Annotated in this window: 16 protein-coding genes; 10 read left to right on the forward strand and 6 right to left on the reverse strand. The window is 60.7% G+C overall.

Features of this window, described 5'->3' with window-relative positions; all coding sequences use genetic code 11:
• The first annotated feature begins 36 nt into the window (after positions 1-36).
• Entirely contained in the window at positions 37-1059 is a 1023-nt protein-coding gene (locus HSS18214_RS0107560; protein WP_016914686.1) for a J domain-containing protein, read from the forward strand.
• An 80-nt stretch (positions 1060-1139) separates the two neighbouring features.
• Complete coding sequence (locus HSS18214_RS0107565; RefSeq protein ID WP_016914687.1) at positions 1140-1577, forward strand: hypothetical protein; 438 nt, start codon at positions 1140-1142, stop codon at positions 1575-1577.
• Here the strand turns inward: HSS18214_RS0107565 and HSS18214_RS0107570 are convergent.
• Positions 1545-3932, reverse strand: a complete 2388-nt coding sequence (locus HSS18214_RS0107570; protein ID WP_026001802.1) for a mechanosensitive ion channel family protein — start codon at positions 3930-3932, stop codon at positions 1545-1547. The two genes, HSS18214_RS0107565 and HSS18214_RS0107570, sit on opposite strands and share 33 nt — an antisense overlap.
• A gap of 110 nt (positions 3933-4042) precedes the next feature.
• Between HSS18214_RS0107570 and HSS18214_RS0107575 the strand changes: the two genes are divergently transcribed.
• Together HSS18214_RS0107575 and HSS18214_RS0107580 are read left to right on the forward strand one after the other, a co-directional pair.
• Positions 4043-5038 (forward strand): amidoligase family protein, encoded by a 996-nt coding sequence (locus HSS18214_RS0107575; protein WP_016914689.1) that lies wholly within the window; start codon positions 4043-4045, stop codon positions 5036-5038.
• Positions 5031-5699 (forward strand): gamma-glutamyl-gamma-aminobutyrate hydrolase family protein, encoded by a 669-nt coding sequence (locus HSS18214_RS0107580; RefSeq protein ID WP_026001803.1) that lies wholly within the window; start codon positions 5031-5033, stop codon positions 5697-5699. The genes HSS18214_RS0107575 and HSS18214_RS0107580 overlap by 8 nt, the downstream gene beginning before the upstream one ends.
• Here the strand turns inward: HSS18214_RS0107580 and tpx are convergent.
• The gene (gene tpx / locus HSS18214_RS0107585) at positions 5696-6199 is read right to left on the reverse strand and encodes a thiol peroxidase (RefSeq protein ID WP_016914691.1); all 504 of its coding nucleotides are present in this window, start codon (positions 6197-6199) and stop codon (positions 5696-5698) included. The two genes, HSS18214_RS0107580 and tpx, sit on opposite strands and share 4 nt — an antisense overlap.
• 112 nt (positions 6200-6311) lie before the next feature.
• Between tpx and HSS18214_RS0107590 the strand changes: the two genes are divergently transcribed.
• On the forward strand, positions 6312-7022 hold the full coding sequence (locus HSS18214_RS0107590) for a glutamine amidotransferase (protein ID WP_016914692.1): 711 nt from the start codon (positions 6312-6314) through the stop codon (positions 7020-7022).
• 135 nt (positions 7023-7157) lie between these two features.
• Here HSS18214_RS0107590 and HSS18214_RS0107595 read toward each other — a convergent pair whose 3' ends face one another.
• On the reverse strand, positions 7158-8870 hold the full coding sequence (locus tag HSS18214_RS0107595) for a DEAD/DEAH box helicase (RefSeq protein ID WP_016914693.1): 1713 nt from the start codon (positions 8868-8870) through the stop codon (positions 7158-7160).
• 507 nt (positions 8871-9377) lie between these two features.
• Between HSS18214_RS0107595 and HSS18214_RS0107600 the strand changes: the two genes are divergently transcribed.
• Positions 9378-9575 (forward strand): CsbD family protein, encoded by a 198-nt coding sequence (locus HSS18214_RS0107600; RefSeq protein WP_016914694.1) that lies wholly within the window; start codon positions 9378-9380, stop codon positions 9573-9575.
• 96 nt (positions 9576-9671) lie between these two features.
• Entirely contained in the window at positions 9672-10151 is a 480-nt protein-coding gene (locus tag HSS18214_RS0107605; protein WP_016914695.1) for a PRC-barrel domain-containing protein, read from the forward strand.
• Positions 10152-10230: 79 nt separating this feature from the next.
• On the opposite strand, the gene HSS18214_RS0107610 is transcribed toward HSS18214_RS0107605, so the two are convergent.
• Together HSS18214_RS0107610 and HSS18214_RS0107615 are read right to left on the reverse strand one after the other, a co-directional pair.
• On the reverse strand, positions 10231-11241 hold the full coding sequence (locus HSS18214_RS0107610) for a glutathione S-transferase family protein (protein ID WP_016914696.1): 1011 nt from the start codon (positions 11239-11241) through the stop codon (positions 10231-10233).
• A 78-nt stretch (positions 11242-11319) separates the two neighbouring features.
• Positions 11320-12240 carry a LysR family transcriptional regulator gene (locus HSS18214_RS0107615; protein WP_016914697.1) on the reverse strand — a complete coding sequence of 307 codons (921 nt, stop codon included), beginning with the start codon at positions 12238-12240 and terminating at the stop codon, positions 11320-11322.
• 621 nt (positions 12241-12861) lie between these two features.
• Here HSS18214_RS0107615 and HSS18214_RS0107620 point away from each other — a divergent pair.
• Positions 12862-14523: a peptidoglycan DD-metalloendopeptidase family protein gene (locus HSS18214_RS0107620; protein ID WP_026001804.1), complete on the forward strand. Its 1662-nt coding sequence runs from the start codon at positions 12862-12864 to the stop codon at positions 14521-14523.
• A 75-nt stretch (positions 14524-14598) separates the two neighbouring features.
• Here HSS18214_RS0107620 and HSS18214_RS0107625 read toward each other — a convergent pair whose 3' ends face one another.
• Positions 14599-16236 (reverse strand): L,D-transpeptidase family protein, encoded by a 1638-nt coding sequence (locus tag HSS18214_RS0107625; protein WP_016914699.1) that lies wholly within the window; start codon positions 16234-16236, stop codon positions 14599-14601.
• A gap of 170 nt (positions 16237-16406) precedes the next feature.
• Here HSS18214_RS0107625 and HSS18214_RS0107630 point away from each other — a divergent pair, with 170 nt between their 5' ends.
• A complete protein-coding gene (locus HSS18214_RS0107630) occupies positions 16407-17162 on the forward strand; it encodes a murein L,D-transpeptidase catalytic domain family protein (protein ID WP_016914700.1) in 756 nt (251 codons plus the stop codon).
• 120 nt (positions 17163-17282) lie between these two features.
• Positions 17283-18302 (forward strand): patatin-like phospholipase family protein, encoded by a 1020-nt coding sequence (locus HSS18214_RS0107635; protein ID WP_016914701.1) that lies wholly within the window; start codon positions 17283-17285, stop codon positions 18300-18302.
• Positions 18303-18494 lie beyond the last annotated feature (192 nt).

Raw genomic sequence — 18494 nt, forward strand, 5'->3', positions numbered from 1 at the left:
GATCAGCGCTTTACTTCTTCGCCTTGGAGCCCAGGGATGCCCATCGCCCGTTTTTCACCCTTTGAGCTGCTGCTGCTAAAAAGCCGAAGCCAAGTGGATACGGCCACGCTACTGCTGCTTGGCTGGGTGCTCGTGCATCGTCAGCACGTTTCCGAGGGGCAACGCCGACGTCGGCTGGCCCAGGTCAGCGCGCAGTTTCGCCATGGGCACGAACTGGGGCCGATCATGAGCATTGCCCATAGCCAGGACCTTCACGCCATTCAATTGGCCGCCGAAGTCGTGCGCAAGGAGTGCTCCAGGGAGCGTAGCCTCAGCGTAATGCACCAGGCCATCACGGTGGCCACCGACGATGGCGAGCTGTCACTGGCCAACCACTATATTCTGCGCTTTCTGGCCGACCTGCTGAACGTGGTGCCCACGACCCTGAACACCCTGTTTCAGGAACTGACCGGCAAGCCGCTGCGAGCCCCGGAAGACCCCAGCCGCGATGCCTATTGGCAGGTGCACGACCCGGCGTATTACGCCCACAAGGCCGAGCAGGAAGCCCAGGCCGCCGAGCGAGCCCAAGCCGCCCAGGCACAGGCCGAACAGCAGCAGCGCGCCAAGGCCGACAAGCAGCACGCACGCGCCCAGCGTCAACAGCAAAAACAGCAGCGTAAGGAGGAAGCGCGCCAGGCCAGGCAGCGTGCCGAGCAAGCCAAGGAGCACGCACGTGCAGAGCAACAGCGCCAGGAGCAGGCTCGCGCCGAACAGGCGCGTCGTGAACACGCCCGCCGACAGCAGGAGCAAGCCCGGGCGGAACAGGCCCGCCGCGAACGTTATCAGCGCGCCCCTCATCCTCCCCCGCCACCCAACCGTACCACCCGGGCACTGGCCGTGCTGGGGCTGACGCCCGGCGCCAGCAAGACAGAGGTGCGCAAGGCCTATCGACGCATGGCGCAGCTGCATCACCCCGACCGCTTCTATTCGGAAAGCGAACATCAGGTGGCGCTGGCCTCGGCACGTTTTCAGCGCATCAAAAACGCGTATGATTATCTGATGCAAACTTACCAGGCATGATGGATCGGCAAGCCTGCCGACCAATAGCCTGTCACCATGCTTTTTCACTGTGCTCACTGCTACGAGACTAACGCCGGATTATGCGCGACCTTTATCAACGCCTGAGTCTGCCCCCCAATGCCAATGAGCAGCAGATCGACACCGCCGTGGCGCGCTGCCCCAACAGCGCACTGCGCCAGGACGCCACCTCGGTGCTGACGGTACCCCCGCACCGTGAAACCTACGATGCGCTGCACGGTACCTTGAGCGACATCGGCCGCCTGCGCGCGCGCCTTGGATTGACCCACGGAGCACACTGGCAAGGTGACGTGGCCAATGACTTCTCGCTGCCCCCTGACCACGCCATTTCACGCCATGACGAACTGGTCGACCGAGTCAGCCACGCCGTCTCGCTATATAACCGCTGGCGAGGGCTGCGCGGCCCCTGGCTGCTGGTCACGCTATTTGCGCTGGGCACAGGCTTGGGGCTGGCCATTGGCATTGCCCTAAGTCTGGGGCTTGGGCTGGGATTGAGATAGCGGCGGCGCAGTCGTTGAGCCTTCAGGGCGCTGCCGCTCGTCACGGCGGATTTCGGCCTCGGTGGGCCTGGGCGCAGGCCTGGGTGGTTCAGGGGCATGCTGGGGCGAATCGACGTCACCCTGCTGGCGATGCTGCAGCGTCATGTCGGTGCCATGGGGCTCGTCGCCACGGGCCTCAGAGCGCGCCTCCATACGCACGCTGAGCCGCGGTACACCCAAGTCGATTTCCTGGGCTTCCATGCGCTGCTTCAGCAGCAGATTAAAGGCGCGTGACACGTCCCACTGCATTTCGGGGGCGGTACGAAAGCGCATCCGTAATATCGGGCAGCCATCTTCGAAGGCCTGTACCCCCTGCATCTCCAGCGGCGACCAGATGTAGTGACGCATCATCGGGTCCTTGCGCAACTCCTGAGCCGTTTCCTGCATCAGCGTGATGGCGTCATCGATTTTCATGTCATAGGGAATGCGAATCCGCATCAAGGCGATACCGAACTGGCGCGACATGTTGTGGATCGATTCGATACGGCTAAAGGTAATGATGTGTAGCACGCCGTCCAGGTCGCGCAGCTTGACCGTCCGCAGCGTCAGCCCTTCGACGGTGCCCATGTACGTATTGATGGTGACGAAGTCATCCACCGCCAGGGAGTCCTCGATGAGGATGAAGATGCCGGTGATCAAATCCTGCACCAGGGTTTGCGCGCCAAACCCCACCGCCAGGCCGATCACACCGGCACCGGCCAGCAGCGGCGTGACGTTGACCCCAAGGTTGGCCAAGCCAGCAATCACCGCAATGATCAGGATGGTGACAAAAATCACGTTACGGATCATCGGCGTGATGGTTTGCGCGCGGGCCTGGTTGACGCGCCGACCCCGTGACCGCGCGGAGGAGGTCAGCGCCCGCTGAATGGCGGTATCGGCAAAAATCCACACCAGCCATGCCAACAGCACAGTGGCCCCCAGGCTGACCAGCGCCTGACCAATACGCGCACTGGCCACTCCCTGTTGCCCCAAACCAAACAGCGAACCGCCCCACACCTGCATCGAAAGCTCGGCAAAAACCATCCAGACGCTCAGATGCGCCAGTACGAAGCCAAAGCGCTCCAGTCGCTTGCGATATTGGCTAAAGCGGCGGCGATGGCGCCGCTTGCCCAAACGCTCTTCCTGACGACGCAGCAGCCCGGTAATCACCAGGGTCAACACCAGCAGGCTAGCCGACACGATCGAACGAGCCAGCGCGGTCCCCACGTCGCCCACGGTAACGAACATCGCCAGCAGCGAGCCGCCCACCATCAGCAGGGCAGGAATGTGCCATAGCCCGCCCAGCGCGCGAACCAACTCCACGGCCGTGCTGGCGTCACGGCGCTGTTTGTAAGGCCGATTACAGATGAGATGACGAATGGGACGCTGAAACTTGAAAATGAAACGCGCCGACAGCAGCGCTGCCAGCATGTTGGCCAGCACGGACACCAGCCCCGACAGATCGGTCCCCAGCAGCTCCATCAGGCGGGTAGAGTTGACGGCGTCGCCCAAGGCAATCAGCGCGCCGATGACGAACAGCCCCCGCAACGCCTTGTGCTGTAATACTTGCACGGCGGTAAAACGGTGCCCGCGACTGAAGAACGCTATCACCGTTTCGAACACCACCGACAGCGCTCGACCACACAGGCAGATATAGGCCACCACCAGCACCAGGGCGCGGCCGGGGCTGTAAGGCAGCAGCTGGCCGACTCCTAGTGTAATGACGAAAGCCAGCGCCCAGGGCAGCATGCGCCGCAAGAAGTGGACCGCCAACAGCCAGGCCTTGGGGTCCCGGGGCAGGTCCAGCGGCCAATGATGCCGCTTGGCCACGACGCGACCAAAGGCAATCATCGCCACCAGCAGGCCACTCCAGATAACGGCCAGCAGGGTACCTTCTGCCACGGCTCGGACAGCATCCCGCTGCTCGGCCCCGGCATTCAGAGCACGCAGATCCTCGACGCCCTGGACCAGTTGCCGTGACCACTCGTCGATGGGCGAATCCCCGGCCTGGGCCTGTTCACCGATGTCGGAAAGCGTATCAGCCAAGGCGCCCAGCAGCCCTTGGCGCACCACGCCGTCGTCTTCCACGGCCTCGGTACTCAGCTGCAGCTCACGCAGCGAGTCCAGCAGCGCACGGCGCTGATCCTCGCTTTCGAGCATGCCAATGACGTCGCTCAAGGAGCGCTGGAAATTTTCGCTGGTGACGTCCGGCTGCTCTTGGCTGCCACTACTGCCCCCCAGCGTGGGAAGCGAGACGCTCTGGGCGTGTGCGGTGACGCTGATCATCAGGCTGAGTAGCGCCCCTAGAACGATGCTGGTTATCCAGTGCTGTCGCACGCGTGACTCCCGTGGAAAGTGACTGTTGAATCGTGTCTTTTCTCGTGCTCAGCCTAAGCGTGTGATTATGATAGGCTAAACCTACAAACGTTCACCTCCAGGACATCGAGATGACGCTGCAGGCTCCTCCCCAACGCTTGAACCCGGACGGCCAGACCCGACGCGTAGGCGTCGAAATCGAGTTTGCCGGGCTTCCCCCTCGCGAGACGGCCGAGGTGGTGCAGGCACTGTTTGGTGGTGAGCTTAACGTGGTCAGCCCCCATCGGCTACAGGTGGCCGACACACGCTGGGGAATGTTCGAGATCGAACTGGATACTCAATACGCCCATCCAGACCAGACGTTGTTGGACGCACAGCAGGACAGTGACAGCGAGTGGGCCCGCCAACAGCAGCGGCGGCTGGAATTCCACCAAAAGACCCGTGAACTGATCGGTGACATGGTGACCGGCCTGGTGCCCACCGAAATCGTCTGCCCTCCCATCCCCTGGGAAGAGCTCGAAGCGCTGGACACTCTGTTCGACACCTTGCGGGAAAAAGGCGCCAAAGGCACCGATGCCAGCCTGCTGTACGGCTTCGGCCTGCACCTGAACCCAGAGATCGAGCGCGGCGAGGTCGATTACCTGCTCGCCATGCTACGCGCCTACCTGCTGCTGGCCAATTGGCTGCGTGAAGAAATTAAGGTGGATATCACCCGCGAAGTGCTGCCGCACGCCAACCCGTTTCCCAAGGAGTACGCCCGTAAGGTTCTGGATCTGCGTTACCAGCCGGACCTCGACACCTTCATCGACGACTACCTGGCCGATAACCCTACCCGTAACCGCGAGCTGGACCTGCTGCCGCTGTTTGCCCACCAGCGCCCAGAGCACCCTCATCCGCTACTGCACGGCCAGTTGACCAAGCCACGGCCCACTTTTCATTACCGGTTGCCCAATGCGCAGCTGTCGCAGCCGGGCTGGGGCAGCGTGATGGAGTGGAACCGCTGGGTGGAGGTAGAGAAGCTGGCCCACGATCAGGACAACCTTCACGCCCGCTGCCAGGCGTACATGGCCGAACAGCGCCAACCCTGGTGGCAGCGCCTCAAGCGCAGACTGTTTGGCCATGTCTAGACCCCTGATCGGCATCACGACCTCGGATTACAAAAGCCAGCTTGCCTGGTGCTTCGACTGGTTTGCCGTCTGGCGACACGGCGGCAGGCCGCTACGCCTTTCTCCTTCTCGCCCGTTGCCGGAGCACCTGGACGGCCTGATCATTGGCGGCGGAGACGACATTCAAGCCCACCTGTACGGCGGCGAAGTGCAGCTGGACGTGCGCCTGGACCCGGCCCGTGACGAGCTGGAACTCGACCTGTTGAAGCGCTTCATACCCCGCCATACGCCTGTACTGGGCATCTGCCGAGGTGCGCAGCTGATCAACGTGCATCTGGGCGGCAGCCTGGACCCCGACATCTACACCACCCACGAAGGCTTGAAGCGGCGCCGCACGGTACTGCCCCGCAAAACCGTCGACATCGTGGGCGACAGCCAGCTCTATCGTTTGTTGGGGGTGACCTGGTGTCGTGTGAACAGCCTTCATCATCAGGCGGTCAACCGGGCAGGCAAGGGCATTCGGATCGTGGCGCGTGACCGCGATGGGCTGGTGCAGGGCATCGAGTCCACGGAGCATGCGTTCCTGATAGGCGTTCAATGGCACCCGGAGTGGCTGATCTTCAACCGCCCCCAGCAGCGTTTGATACGTGCGCTGGTGGAGGCAGCCAAGGCGTCCCGCTAGCCTTTCAGCGCCGCCAGCGCCGTGTCGTAATCAGGCTCGTTCTTCAACTCGCTGACCAGCTCGCTGTGCAGCACCCGATCCTCGGCATCCAGCACCACCACGGCACGGGCGCAGAGCCCTTCCATGTTGCTGTTGCATAGCGCCACGCCCCAGTCCTGCTGAAATTCGCGGTGGCGGAACGTCGAGAGCGTCTCCACGTTGTCCAGCCCTTCGGCACCGCAAAAACGCTTGGCCGCAAACGGCAGGTCGGCAGACACCACCAGTACCACGGTGTTGTCCAGCGACGAGGCCAGCTCATTGAAGCGTCGCGTGGACGTTGCACAGGTGGGCGTATCGACGCTGGGGATGATGTTCAGCACCTTGCGCTTGCCTGCATAGGTCGCCAGGGTGACGTCTTCCAGGCTGCCGTTGGTGAGCGTCATGGCCGGTGCATCCTGCCCCCCCGCCGGTAAGGTGCCCGCCACATCCATGGGTTGACCTGCCCGCGTAATCTGTTGCATATCAAGCTCCTAATGTATGGTAAAAGGGGAATGACGATCAGTGGCCCAGCTTACCGTGGAACTCCCTGATTCGGCTATCCCTCATCCATCGCGACACGCTAGCGAGAACACCATGGCCTCTGTAGTCATTATCAAAACCGGCGACGCCTTCCCCGAAGTGGTGGACCAGCACGGGGATTTCGAACAGCTGTTCATCGACCAGGTGCAGGACGCCCTGCCCGACCACCTGACCCTCGACGTATGGGATGCACGCCTCACCAGCCAGCCGCCGGAGGATATCGTGGCAGCCATCATTACCGGCTCCCACAGCATGGTCAGTGAGCAGCTCCCCTGGAGCGAGGCGCTGAAGCCCTGGTTACAGCAGGCACTGGCGGACGACCTGCCGCTGCTGGGCGTATGCTACGGCCACCAGCTGATGGCCGCTGCGTTTGGCGGTGTGAGTGATTACCACCCGGCGGGGCGTGAATCCGGCACACGCAGCGTACGCCTGACCCAGGCAGGCCGCCAGGACCCGCTGTTCGGGCAACTCCCGGAGTGTTTCGTGGCCCACTTGACCCATGCCCAGGCGGTCATGCAGCTTCCCCCCGGCACCAGCATCCTGGCGCACAATTGCCACGATGCCCACCAGGCGCTGCGCTATGGGCCACGCCAGTGGAGCGTCCAGTTCCATCCCGAGTTTTCACCGCCGGTGATGCGCGCTTATATCGAACGCCAGCGCGCTGCCTTGCGCGACCAGGGCGAAGACCCGGATCAACTGCTGCAAGACGTCGCGGAGACCCCCGACGCCACGCGCCTGCTGACCCGGTTCATCGCGATGCTGTAGTGTGCGTTTGCGATGCTGTAGCGCGCTTTTGGTCGCGCCGCGATATGACGTTCAGGATGGCCAAAAAAAAAATCCCCCCATGCCCTTGGCATGGGGGGATGGTAGCCAGGGCGACATCAGTCGCCCGGCAGGCGTTTACGCACGTTCGCGACGGCGAACCGGCGCATCGCCATCGTCACGACGACGGCGCGGTGCACGCTCGGGCGCACGGTCTTCGCTGATTTCCAGCGGGCGACCGGCCACACGGGCACGTGCCATCTTGGCCAGAATGGTAGACGGCAGGCCGCTGGGCAGCTCGACCACCGAGAAGGCGTTGCGAATATCGATGCGGCCAATACGGGCACCTTCGATACCGCCTTCGTTGGCCAACGCGCCAACCAACTGGCCAGGCTTGACGCCATCTTTATGGCCTACCGATACACGGTAGCGGGTCATGCCTTCGCTGGGCGCACTGGAGCGCTCGCGGCGAGCACCAGCAGGTTTGCCGGGCGCACCCTCACGCGGAGCACGCTCTTTGCGCGGTGCTTGCAGACGGCCAATCGGCGCTTCGTCAGCACGGGCCATGGCAGCAAAGGCACAGGCCAGCTCGACGGCGTCGTGACCTTCTTCCACCAGACGCTCGACCAGCGCGCGCTGCTCTTCGGCACCCTTGGTCAGGGCTGCCACGACGCGATGGTGGAATACTTCATCACGGTGCGCACGGATAGCGGCTTCGTCAGGCAGCGGCATTTCGGTCATTTTCTGACCCGTTGCCTGCTCCATCCAGCCTACCTTGCGGCCTTCACGGAAGCCCGCGAAGGTGATCGCGATACCGCTGCGGCCCGCACGGCCAGTACGACCGATACGGTGCGTATAGGCTTCGGCGTCCTGGGGAAGGTCGTAGTTCACCACGTGGGTGATACGCGGAACGTCCAGACCACGAGCGGCGACGTCGGTCGCGATCAGGACATCGACCTTGCCACGCTTCAGGCGAGTGATGGTGCGCTCACGCAGGCTCTGGTCCAGGTCACCCGACAGGCCAGCGGCGTTGACACCGCGCGCCGTCAGCTGCTCTACCAGCGTGGTACAGGCAGCACGTGTACGTACGAACACGATGGCCGCATCCACCGGCTCCACTTCCAGAATACGCGCCAGCGCTTCCAGCTTGGCACCACCGTCCACACGCACCAGGCGCTGTTCGATGTTTTCTCCCGTCGTGGTGCGCGATTCGATCGCCACCTTGACCGGGTTGACCAGATAGCGATTGACGATGCGCTCGATTTCAGACGGCAGCGTGGCCGAGAAGAACACGCGCTGGGCATCTTTCGGGGTATCGGCAACCACGCGTTTTACGTCGTCGATAAAGCCCATGCGCAGCATTTCGTCGGCTTCGTCCAGCACCAGCGCAGACAAACCGTCCAGCTTCAGGCTGCCGCGATCCAGGTGGTCGATGATACGACCGGGCGTACCGACCACGACCTGAGCGCCGCGCTTCAAGGCGCCCAGCTGCTCACGGTACTCTTGACCACCACACAGGGTAGCCACTTCGAGCCCCTGCAGGTTTTGACCATACTTGCTAAAGGAAACCGCAACCTGCTGAGCAAGTTCGCGGGTAGGCGCCAGCACCAGTACCTGGGGCTCGCGACGCTGCATGTCGAGACGCGACAGCAGCGGCAGTGCAAAGGCAGCCGTTTTACCGGTACCCGTTTGTGCCTGACCCAGCATATCGCGACCTTCCAGCAGGGCTGGAATGGTCTGCGCCTGGATGGGCGAAGGAGTTTCGTAGCCCTGCGCTTCTACAGCAGACAGAACGGCAGGCAAAAGAGCCAGATCACCGAAGCTCGGCGAGGTGACAGAAATCGAGGTCATTAATCACACCTTGGTAGGCCGGCATCACCGGCAAAAAACATCGTAAGCGTCTCTGACTCTGTCATATGCCGCACGTCACGGTGTGCAGCAAAAAACAAGGCTCCGCATAGCGGATATCGTCATCAGTGGAGTCGGAGACGCCGGTCGCACCTGGCATTCGGCTGGCAGTACCGCACGCTGCGGGCCAACCGCTGTGGCGACCTTACTGCGCCGATTTCACCCGTCTGGTGAAATGCTGGAGGCGCGCCATCTTCACAGCAATGAACATCCAGTCGAGGGGATGTTCCTGCAAACGTTTCGGCTTGGTGCCATGAGGCGACCGAATCAACGCTTGCCGTCGTGATGGAGGGGTCAACACATGCGAGGAGCGCGCATCCTACCACCCCACTGGTGAGCTGACCAGCTTTTTTACTTTAACCGATATCATCCTGAAACTTGCACTTGTTCACTATTGGTCTAACCTGAGAGGTGCCTCACGTTGTTCACGAACTTCAAGGAGTGATGCCTATGAACTGGGATCAGATCGAAGGCAAATGGACCGAAGTAAAAGGCAAGGCGCGTTCCAGCTGGGGCGAATTGACCGACGATGAGTTGACGCAAATCGGCGGCAAGAAAGACCAGCTCGTGGGCAAGCTTCAGCAGAAATACGGGCTGGCCCGTGAAGAAGCCGAGCGCCGTGCAGACGAGTGGGCCAACGGCCTCTGATCGTTTCGGCATTGGCGCTGTACAGGCAGGCCAATGCGTATCCATTTTCCAATAGATGCCTATTTGGCTGATTCAATAGCAACATGGAGAGAAGCTATGCGTAAATCACTACTGACAACGGCTATCGGCACGGTACTTCTGGGCAGCATGGCAATGGGCGCCCACGCACAGACCGAGCCACAGGGTATGTATTCAGCCGAAGACATTCTGGATGCTGATGTCTACTTCGCGGGCGGTTCCGGCGAAGAGATCGGTGAGGTGGAAAACATTCTCTTCGATGAGGAGATGCGCATTACTGCACTGGTCATAGAGAGCGGCTCTGTACTGGGGCTGGGCGGACGTGAAATCGTTGTCGGCACCGACCACTTCACGCTGGAAACCCACACCGAAGCGGATGGCGATACCGAGCACCGGATCATGCTCCAAGCCACGTCCGAAGAAGTGGAAGCCTTTCCTACTTACAACCACGACTGGTGGGAACAAACCAAGGCAGGCGCACGCGATGCCTGGGAAACCACGCGTGATGGCGCGCAAAGTGCCTGGCAGTCCGCCCGTGACGCCGTCAGCTCCGACTGATACGTTTGCTGTTTAGCGACACACAGGTACGCAATGGCCACCCAACCGGGTGGCCATTTTCATGGATGGCCGCATTGACTCAGCGACGGCGCACTCCTTGCCCCGGTAGACGTTCACGGTCATGCGGGCGCTGAAAGTCCAACGCTGGCCCGGCAGGGACGATACGGGTCGGGTTGATGGTGTCGTGACTGTAATAGTAGTGGCGCTTGATGTGGTCCAGGTTGACGGTGTCGGCAATGCCCGGCCACTGATAGAGCTCACGCACGTAGTTGGACAGGTTGGGATAATCCTCGATGCGTTTGAAATTGCACTTGAAGTGGCCGTAGTAGACCGCGTCGAAACGCACCAGCGTGGTAAACAGACGAATATCGGCTTCGGTCAGCCATTCTCCCGCCAGGTAACGCTGCTCTCCCAGGCGCTTCTCCATGCGCTCCAGCGCGTCGAACAGCGCAGTGACATGCTTCTCGTACACCTTCTGCTCAGTGGCAAAGCCCGACTTGTAAACCCCGTTGTTGATGTGGTCGTACACATCGGCGTTGACCTCATCGATGACATCACGCAGGTCGGAGGGATAGAAATCCAGCGTATTGCCGGTCAGCTCGTCAAAGGCATGGTTGAAGATGCGCAGGAGTTCAGCCGACTCATTGTTGACGATGGCACTACGCTGCTTGTCCCACAGCACCGGCACCGTCACTCGCCCCGTGTACTGCGGGTCGGTCATGGTATAGAGCTGGTGGTGAAACTCAACGTGATTGATCGGGTCGCCGCTGGAACCCTCGTCCTGGTAATAGGTCCACCCCTTGTCCAGCATGAGCGGGCTGACATGGGAGACGCCGATCAAGGGCTCCAGACCTTTCAGTTGACGCATGATCAACACGCGGTGCGCCCAAGGGCATGCCAGAGAGATATAAAGGTGGTAACGATCTGCCTCGGCAGGATAACGCTGGGCATCGCCCTCCAACACGCTTCCGCTGTCGGCAGGTTCCCCTACCCAATCACGCAGCTGTGCCGACTCACGGACAAACTCCCCACCGTGCTTTTTGGTGTCGTACCACTGATCGACCCACTCGCCGTTGACCAATAACCCCATGATGCTTCTCCCGTTGCGAACGTGTGAAATAGCCTGTTTACAGGATACGCTCGCCGAGAGAGGGCTCAAGCGGATGTTTTACCGACTTTCATTCGAGGGAATCGAATGTTGGCTGCACGTCTCCTTGACGGACTGCCGCAACGCAGCGGCCATGGCATGAGCCGCAGGGCCAGCCCGGTCACGGTCACGAAATATAAGCTGTACCGGTACTTCCCGCACGCCTCCTGCGCTCAGCGGCAGCGGCTTCAGCGCTCCACTGGCCAGCTCGTCGAGGATACGGGTTTCAGGTATCCAGGCGAACCCCAGACCACGCTTGAGCATGTCCAATGAGGTGCCCACATGGCTGACCGTCCAGCGCTGCTCAGCCTTTAGCCAGCCTGCATTGGTCGATTGGCGCAACGCCGAGTCACGCACCACCAGTTGGCGATGCTGGGCCAGGTCACGCAGATCCAACGCGCGCCCTAATTGATGCAGCGGGTGGCGTGGATGAGCGACCGCCACAAAGTGCACATTGACCAGCGGCTCACCAAGAAACCCCTGGGCCTCAATGGCCGTGACCACCAGGTCGGCACGCCCGTCATAAAGCATTTCGGTGCCGCCATTAAGCACACTCTCATGCAGCTGTACGCGCACCTGGGGATAGGTTTCCGAAAAGCGCTCCAGCGCCCTGGCCTGAGCCGCCGCAGGAAAGATTTGATCGATAGCGACGACGATTTCAGCCTCCAGGCCCGCGGCCAAGCGCGAGGCCACGTCCTCCAGCGACGCCGCACTCTCGATCAGTTGACGCGCACGGCGCAGCAACAGCTCACCGGCTTCCGTCAGTCGTACCTGACGCCCCACGGGCTCCAGTACCTGGATACCCAACTGTTCTTCCAATTTATGTACCGCATGGTTGAGCGTAGAGGGACTTTTATGGATCGCCTCTGCCGCCCTTGCAAAGCCACCGTGGTCGACCACGGCGGCGAGCATCTGCCACTGTGCAAGTGTTACCCGAGACATTTCGATTTCCTCGACGCTAAACAGCGAAACAAACCGCTTCACCTTCGAAAAAACAACCCATAGGATGCCAGTAAAACGTCGAGAGTACGTGGCCTGACAGCAAATTTTGCACCAAGGGCTAATACAGAGGCCAATACAGGAACGCACAGAAACGCCCAAGATTTCAAAAAACAAACATAAGGAAACAAAAAAACACATTCAAAATATTAGCAATGACCAGAAAAACCCTGCTCATGTGGGTTCCAATCGCTTCTTGAGCGGCGGTGCTTACTGACCAGCGCAAAACGTGCGTTTCAAGCGCTCATTTTGGGTGCCAAGTGCTTAAAACGCCTTTTTAACTAGACAGATCTTACACGCCCTCTTCTGAACAATTCATTGTCGTCCACGGTTAACCGCCCACTCACATCACGCAGCCACCAATGAGCGACGTCAAGATCGTTACTTTTGTTAGCGAACGGTGTTCGAGAGCGGTTCTCATTGCGAATATTTGCATATTTCAGCGGAAGTATATTTTATGGATAAACATACAGTCTATTCACCCCTATTTCCTTGGGGTATGGTTCCCGAGTTTGCTCACTTTCTTGTTACGTTTACTTCACAAATTCGGCGGTCCATTTACCCATGTTGCGAATCCTCCATTCGCTGCCCCGCACGCATAAATTGTTACTATTACCAGTGGCCACCATGGTCACTGTGCTGGGCGCACAAAAGCTGGTGACGACGTATAACGACCTGAATCAATCTCATACACCGCTGGAGAGCGTGCTCGTACCACTCCCCAATGACTCTGCCCCAGGTGTCCCTTCGCTGCGGCAAGAGCGCACACCAGTGGCTGAAGCGATCGACCGCGCCTCCCGCGCCCTCGACGCCACCCGTGACCATATTCCCCTTAGCGAATTGGCGGCGACCGAGATCGTCGACCTCGACGTGATCACCAGCGCCGAAGCCTCCATGGCCAGCGTGCCCCCCCTGGCCGTCGCGCTTGATGACGGCGCGCTGCACATGGCCGTGATCGTGGGCACGATTGCAAGCGGCATGCTCAATACCGACCCCACCGTCGACATTGCTGATGCCACTTCCTACGAAGATTACGATATCGAGCTGTTCGACGATATTTCGTTTCTCGAGCTCGAACTGGCTGCTGAAGAGCCCTTCGTTCCCGAGTGGCAGACGCATATCGTCGAGTCTGGTGATACCTTTGCCGTGGTTGCCCAGAACGAGCTTGGCTTGGGCTACAGTGAGGTGCTGGCGTTACTGGACAACATGCCCGATCAGCGCCTGCTGACCAACTGGCGCGCAGGCAACAGCTTCGATTACCAATTGGACGAAGATGGCCGGCTGCTATCGCTGCGCATGATGCGCAACACCCGCGACGGCATTTTGCTGGAGCGTGACAACGACCACTTTGCCATCACCACCATCGAACGCCAGGGCGAGCCGGTACAGCGGCTTTATGCCGGTAGCGTGAGTGGTAGCTTTGCCCGCTCCGCCCAGGCCACCGGCTTGGGCAGCAGCTCGGTCACCGAGCTGACGCGCCTGTTGGAGAAGAAACTCGATTTCCGTCGCGACAGCCGTCGGGGGGATCAGTTTCAGGTGTTGGTCGAGTCTGACATGATCGATGGTGAAACGCTGGACTCACGGGTTCTGGCGGTCAAATACGACGGCGAGCGCATGGATCTGACCGTGGTGCGCAACCCCTCTGACGACAACTTCTACACCCCGGAAGGCAACAGCCTGGACCCGGCCTTTGCCCGTCGCCCGTTCGAAGGCAACTACCGCCTGAGCTCTAATTTCAACCCGCGCCGCCTTCACCCGGTGACAGGGCGGGTCAGCCCGCATAACGGCACCGACTGGGCTATGCCGATCGGCACGCCGATCATCGCGCCGGCCAATGGCCGCGTGGAGCGCGTGGGCAATCACCACGCGGCAGGACGCTATATCGTGATTCGCCATGATAACGGCTACCGCACGCGCTACCTGCACCTTTCGCAGCCGATGGTGAGCCAGGGCCAGCGTGTCGACATGGGTGAGCGCATTGCCCTTTCCGGCAATACGGGCCGCAGTACCGGCCCTCACCTGCATTATGAGGTCATCGTCAACAATACGCCGGTCAACGCCATGACCGTCGAGCTGCCTGAAAACACCAGCCTGAGTGGCGATACCCTGATCGCCTTCCAGCGCCAGGCAGAACCGGTATTGGCAGCACTGGAGAGTGGCGAGACGGGCACCATCAGCGTGGCTAGCAACCGGAGCAGTGACGACGATAGCGACACCGTTCAATAACTCATCGGGATACGCCGTTCGACAGGCCGCCCCAAGGGGCGGCCTGTCGCTTATGTAGCATACGTGGAAGGGGGATCAGGCGTCGCGTGCGGATAGCGCCGATAGCAGCGCCGGGTCTCGGCGGTAGATATCATCTCGAAAAACTACCTCCCCCTGGGCATTGGGCCACGCGGTGAGGTAGTGCAGTGCTACGGGAATACGCTGGGGCAGGTTGACGTTCTGATCGCTGCGCCCACTGTTCATCAGCGCATTGAGCTGATGACGGCTGCCGCTATCCTGTAGCAGCATCTGAGCGAACTCCGCCACGCCCTCCACCCTAACGCAGCCGGAGCTCAAGGCCCGTTGCTCCCGCTGAAATAATCCACGCGCCGGGGTGTCGTGCAAGTAAATCATGTCGTTATTGGGAAAGCGTACCACGACCCTCCCGAGAGGGTTACGGCTCCCCGCCACCTGACGCAGCATGACGCCTCCAGGGCGCTGCCAATCGATGCTCTGCTCATCCAGCATTTCCCCTGAGGGGCTCAACACCTGAATGTTCTGCTGGGCCAGATAACCGATATCCTCACGTACCCGTGGCAACACGTCTTCCCGCATGATGGTAGGCGGTATGGTCCAGCTGGGGTTGATGGTCAGGTGGCTGATCGTGGAGTGAATGACCGGCGTTTCACGCCGCGGCGTGCCAACGACCACTCGTGCATCCCACTGCTGGCCATCAGGACGCACGTAATGCAGCCGGTAGCCCGCAATATCGACCCACACCCGAGGCTCACGCTGCAAGGCGGGGCGTATCCAGCGCGCACGCTCCAGGTTGACCCGTAGCTGGTCGACCCGTGAAGCCACCGGCATGTTCAGCGCCAGCCGGGTGCGCTCCCCGACGATGCCATCTTCCTGCAACTGGTGGCGGCGTTGAAAATGCTTCACTGCTTGTACCAGGGTGTCATCGAACAGCTGCTGGTCGCGCGGCGCCCCCTGTACGCCAATCATTGGATAGGCGCTGCTGTCGGCACCCAACAGCCCCGAGGCACCCCATAGGGTCAGCCGTTGGCGCAGCGTGACCACATCAGCGTCGCGGTCGCCAGGCCGCAGCGAGGCTTCTCTACCGGGCAGGTAAGGAACGCTGCCTTGCTCGGCCAATTGACGGTAGGCACTCAATGCCTGGCGCAACTGGGCATACTCGGGTGAGCTGGGCCGGGCCATGGCCAGCGCCGATTCCACATCGTGACGCTCCACGGCGCTCAGCACACGAGGCAGCGCGTAACTGCGCTCTGGGCGTGAAGCGTCCCAGCCAGGTTCCACCTGACGAGGATTGACCTTGCCTGACGATAGATGCTCCAGCGCCAGCAGCAGGGCCCGAGTGGCATCGACATCGAAGCGTGCCTGGGCGGCAGCATCCCATGCGCGGCTAACCCGGTACTCTTCCAGCAGCGTCGTCGCGCGGTAATCTTCGGGGCTCAGGCCATCATCCAGCAGACCATTCAACCCCTCCACCAGGGCCTTCACACGGGCTTCATCCTGCCAAACCGGTTGCCCGCCATTGAGCTGATAAAACGCTGCCACCGGCAGTGACTCCCCTGCCCGCTCGACCTGCTGTGACAAGGCTTGTTGCATGCCAGGAGGAGCAGGCTCCGCAGCCACCGCCAACAAGGGGCCGGGCAGGACAAGGCCAAGCAGGGCGCCTATCGCCCATTGTCTTAGTCGCGGATGATCGTTCATCGCCTCTCCTTGCGTTATGATGCAGCGCTGTATGGCGCTGATGCCCAATGATATCGGCAGTTCCCGTTACCGACCGAATAGCCTGACACTTTACTTCAGCATAGCTGCTTGCGCCTGTTCATGGTCATTTCTAGTGGGGACTTATCGCACCTTTGGCAGGATGACACTCGATGCTCTCACCCTTGTATACTCGTTTTCGCTCCGATATCCCCCGATTATTGACCCTGATGACCGCCACGAGCCTGTGGCTTGGCGCCTCTCCACTCCAGGCTGCCAGCTTTTACGCCCAGGTCTCTTCCCAGCCTCCCATCGGCGTGTCGCCCCTTCATCATCAGTTACAACAACTGGCGCCTGGCGCCTCCGGTGAGGCGCTCCGCCTGGCCGCGCAAGCCATCGCTTGTGCCGACCCCTACGCCGAGCGCCTGGCGGTCATCGACTACTCGCTGCCCTCCACGGAGCCTCGCTTATGGGTCTTCGACCTGCACCAGCACGCCTTGCTGTTCGAAGAGCTGGTGTCCCATGGCCGAGGGTCGGGTGATGCCGTGGCTGAGGTGTTTTCGAACGTCCCCGAAAGCTTTCAATCCAGCATTGGACTGTTTCGCACCATGAACAGCTATTACGGGCGCAATGGCTACTCACTGCGTCTGGAGGGTCTGGAGCCAGAGGTGAACGACCTCGCTTTCCAACGCGCCATCGTGATTCATGGGGCGGAGTATGTAAGCGAAGAGTTCATCGCCCAGACGGGGCGACTGGGGCGTAGCCATGGCTGCCCTGCCGTTCGCGAAGACATCACCTACCCGCTTATCGACAGCCTCAAGGAAGAGCAGTACGTGTTTGCCTACTACCCCGATGAAGAGTGGCTAGCGACCTCTTCCTTCCTGCGCTGTGGCCAGGATGACCATCTGCAGCTCGCGCAGATGAGATAATGGCGTGATAGTGATCACCGCCAGCACCGCCACCATACCCGTGTGCCTACCCAGGCTACCGAACGTGCTCATTTATGCCATGCTTAAGGGCACGTTATTAGCCACTTTGGGAAGGATCACATGGCATCAGCAAAAAAACTCGACCTGGCGCTTCAAGGCGGCGGAGCCCACGGCGCTTACACATGGGGCGTGCTGGACCGCCTGCTGGAAGATGACCGAATCGACATCGAGGGCATCAGCGGCACCAGCGCGGGGGCCATGAACGGCGTCGTCATGGCCGACGCGCTGACTCGCGGCGGCAAGGAGACGGCTCGGCAAGCGTTGCGGGATTTCTGGAAAGCCGTCAGCCGGGCGGGCATGGCGAGCCCCATCCGCCGCTCCCCCATGGACGTACTGACCGGCAACTGGAGCTTGGATCATTCACCGGGCTATGTCGCCATGGACCTGATGACTCGCCTGGTTTCCCCTTATCAGCTCAACCCACTGAACCTGAACCCCTTGCGAGACATCGTGGCGTCGCATATCGACTTCGACCGCGTGCGCCAGTGCGACCAGCTGAAACTCTTCGTCGCGGCGACCAATGTCCGTACCGGCAAGCAACGCGTGTTTCGTCGTGAAGAGATGAGCGTCGATGCCGTCATGGCGTCGGCATGCCTGCCGTTCATGTTTCAGGCCGTCGAAATAGACGGCGAAGCCTTTTGGGATGGCGGCTACATGGGTAACCCCGCACTGTTTCCCTTGATAGAAGAGTGCAGCGCGCGCGACATACTGCTGGTACAAATCAACCCCATCCGCCGCGATGAGCTGCCCACCACGGCCTCGGCCATCATGAACCGGCTGAACGAGATCACCTTCAACGCTGCGCTGATCAAGGAAGTTCGCATGATTGCCTTGCTCAAGCATGCACTGGAGGAGCAAGGCATCGAAAACTGCTACCAGCAGGCTCTGTTTCATCGCATCAGTGGCGACAAGGCACTGGAGAGCCTGTCGGTATCCAGTAAGCTCAATGCCGAATGGCCGTTCCTGTGCCACCTGTTCGACCAGGGCAAAGCGGCTGCAGAGCTGTGGCTCAACGAGCACTTCGAGGCGATTGGTGAGCGCTCGACGCTGGATATCGACGCCGTGTACCTGCATGGCTAGTCCTTCAAGAGCAGGCACCCTCTGATATTGCGCCAACTTGGCGCACTCGACTCGGCGCTACTGCCCCAATCGAGTGCGCCCCTGCTCACTCCCCTTGGCACCACACCCCCAGCGCCCCCATCGTTATTCATTAAATCAATGTTTTATATTTAAAAAATGGCTAGTGGCGAATTATTTGCTTGGTGATTTCCA

The organism is Vreelandella stevensii S18214 (genome assembly GCF_000275725.1).
Classification (GTDB): domain Bacteria; phylum Pseudomonadota; class Gammaproteobacteria; order Pseudomonadales; family Halomonadaceae; genus Vreelandella; species Vreelandella stevensii.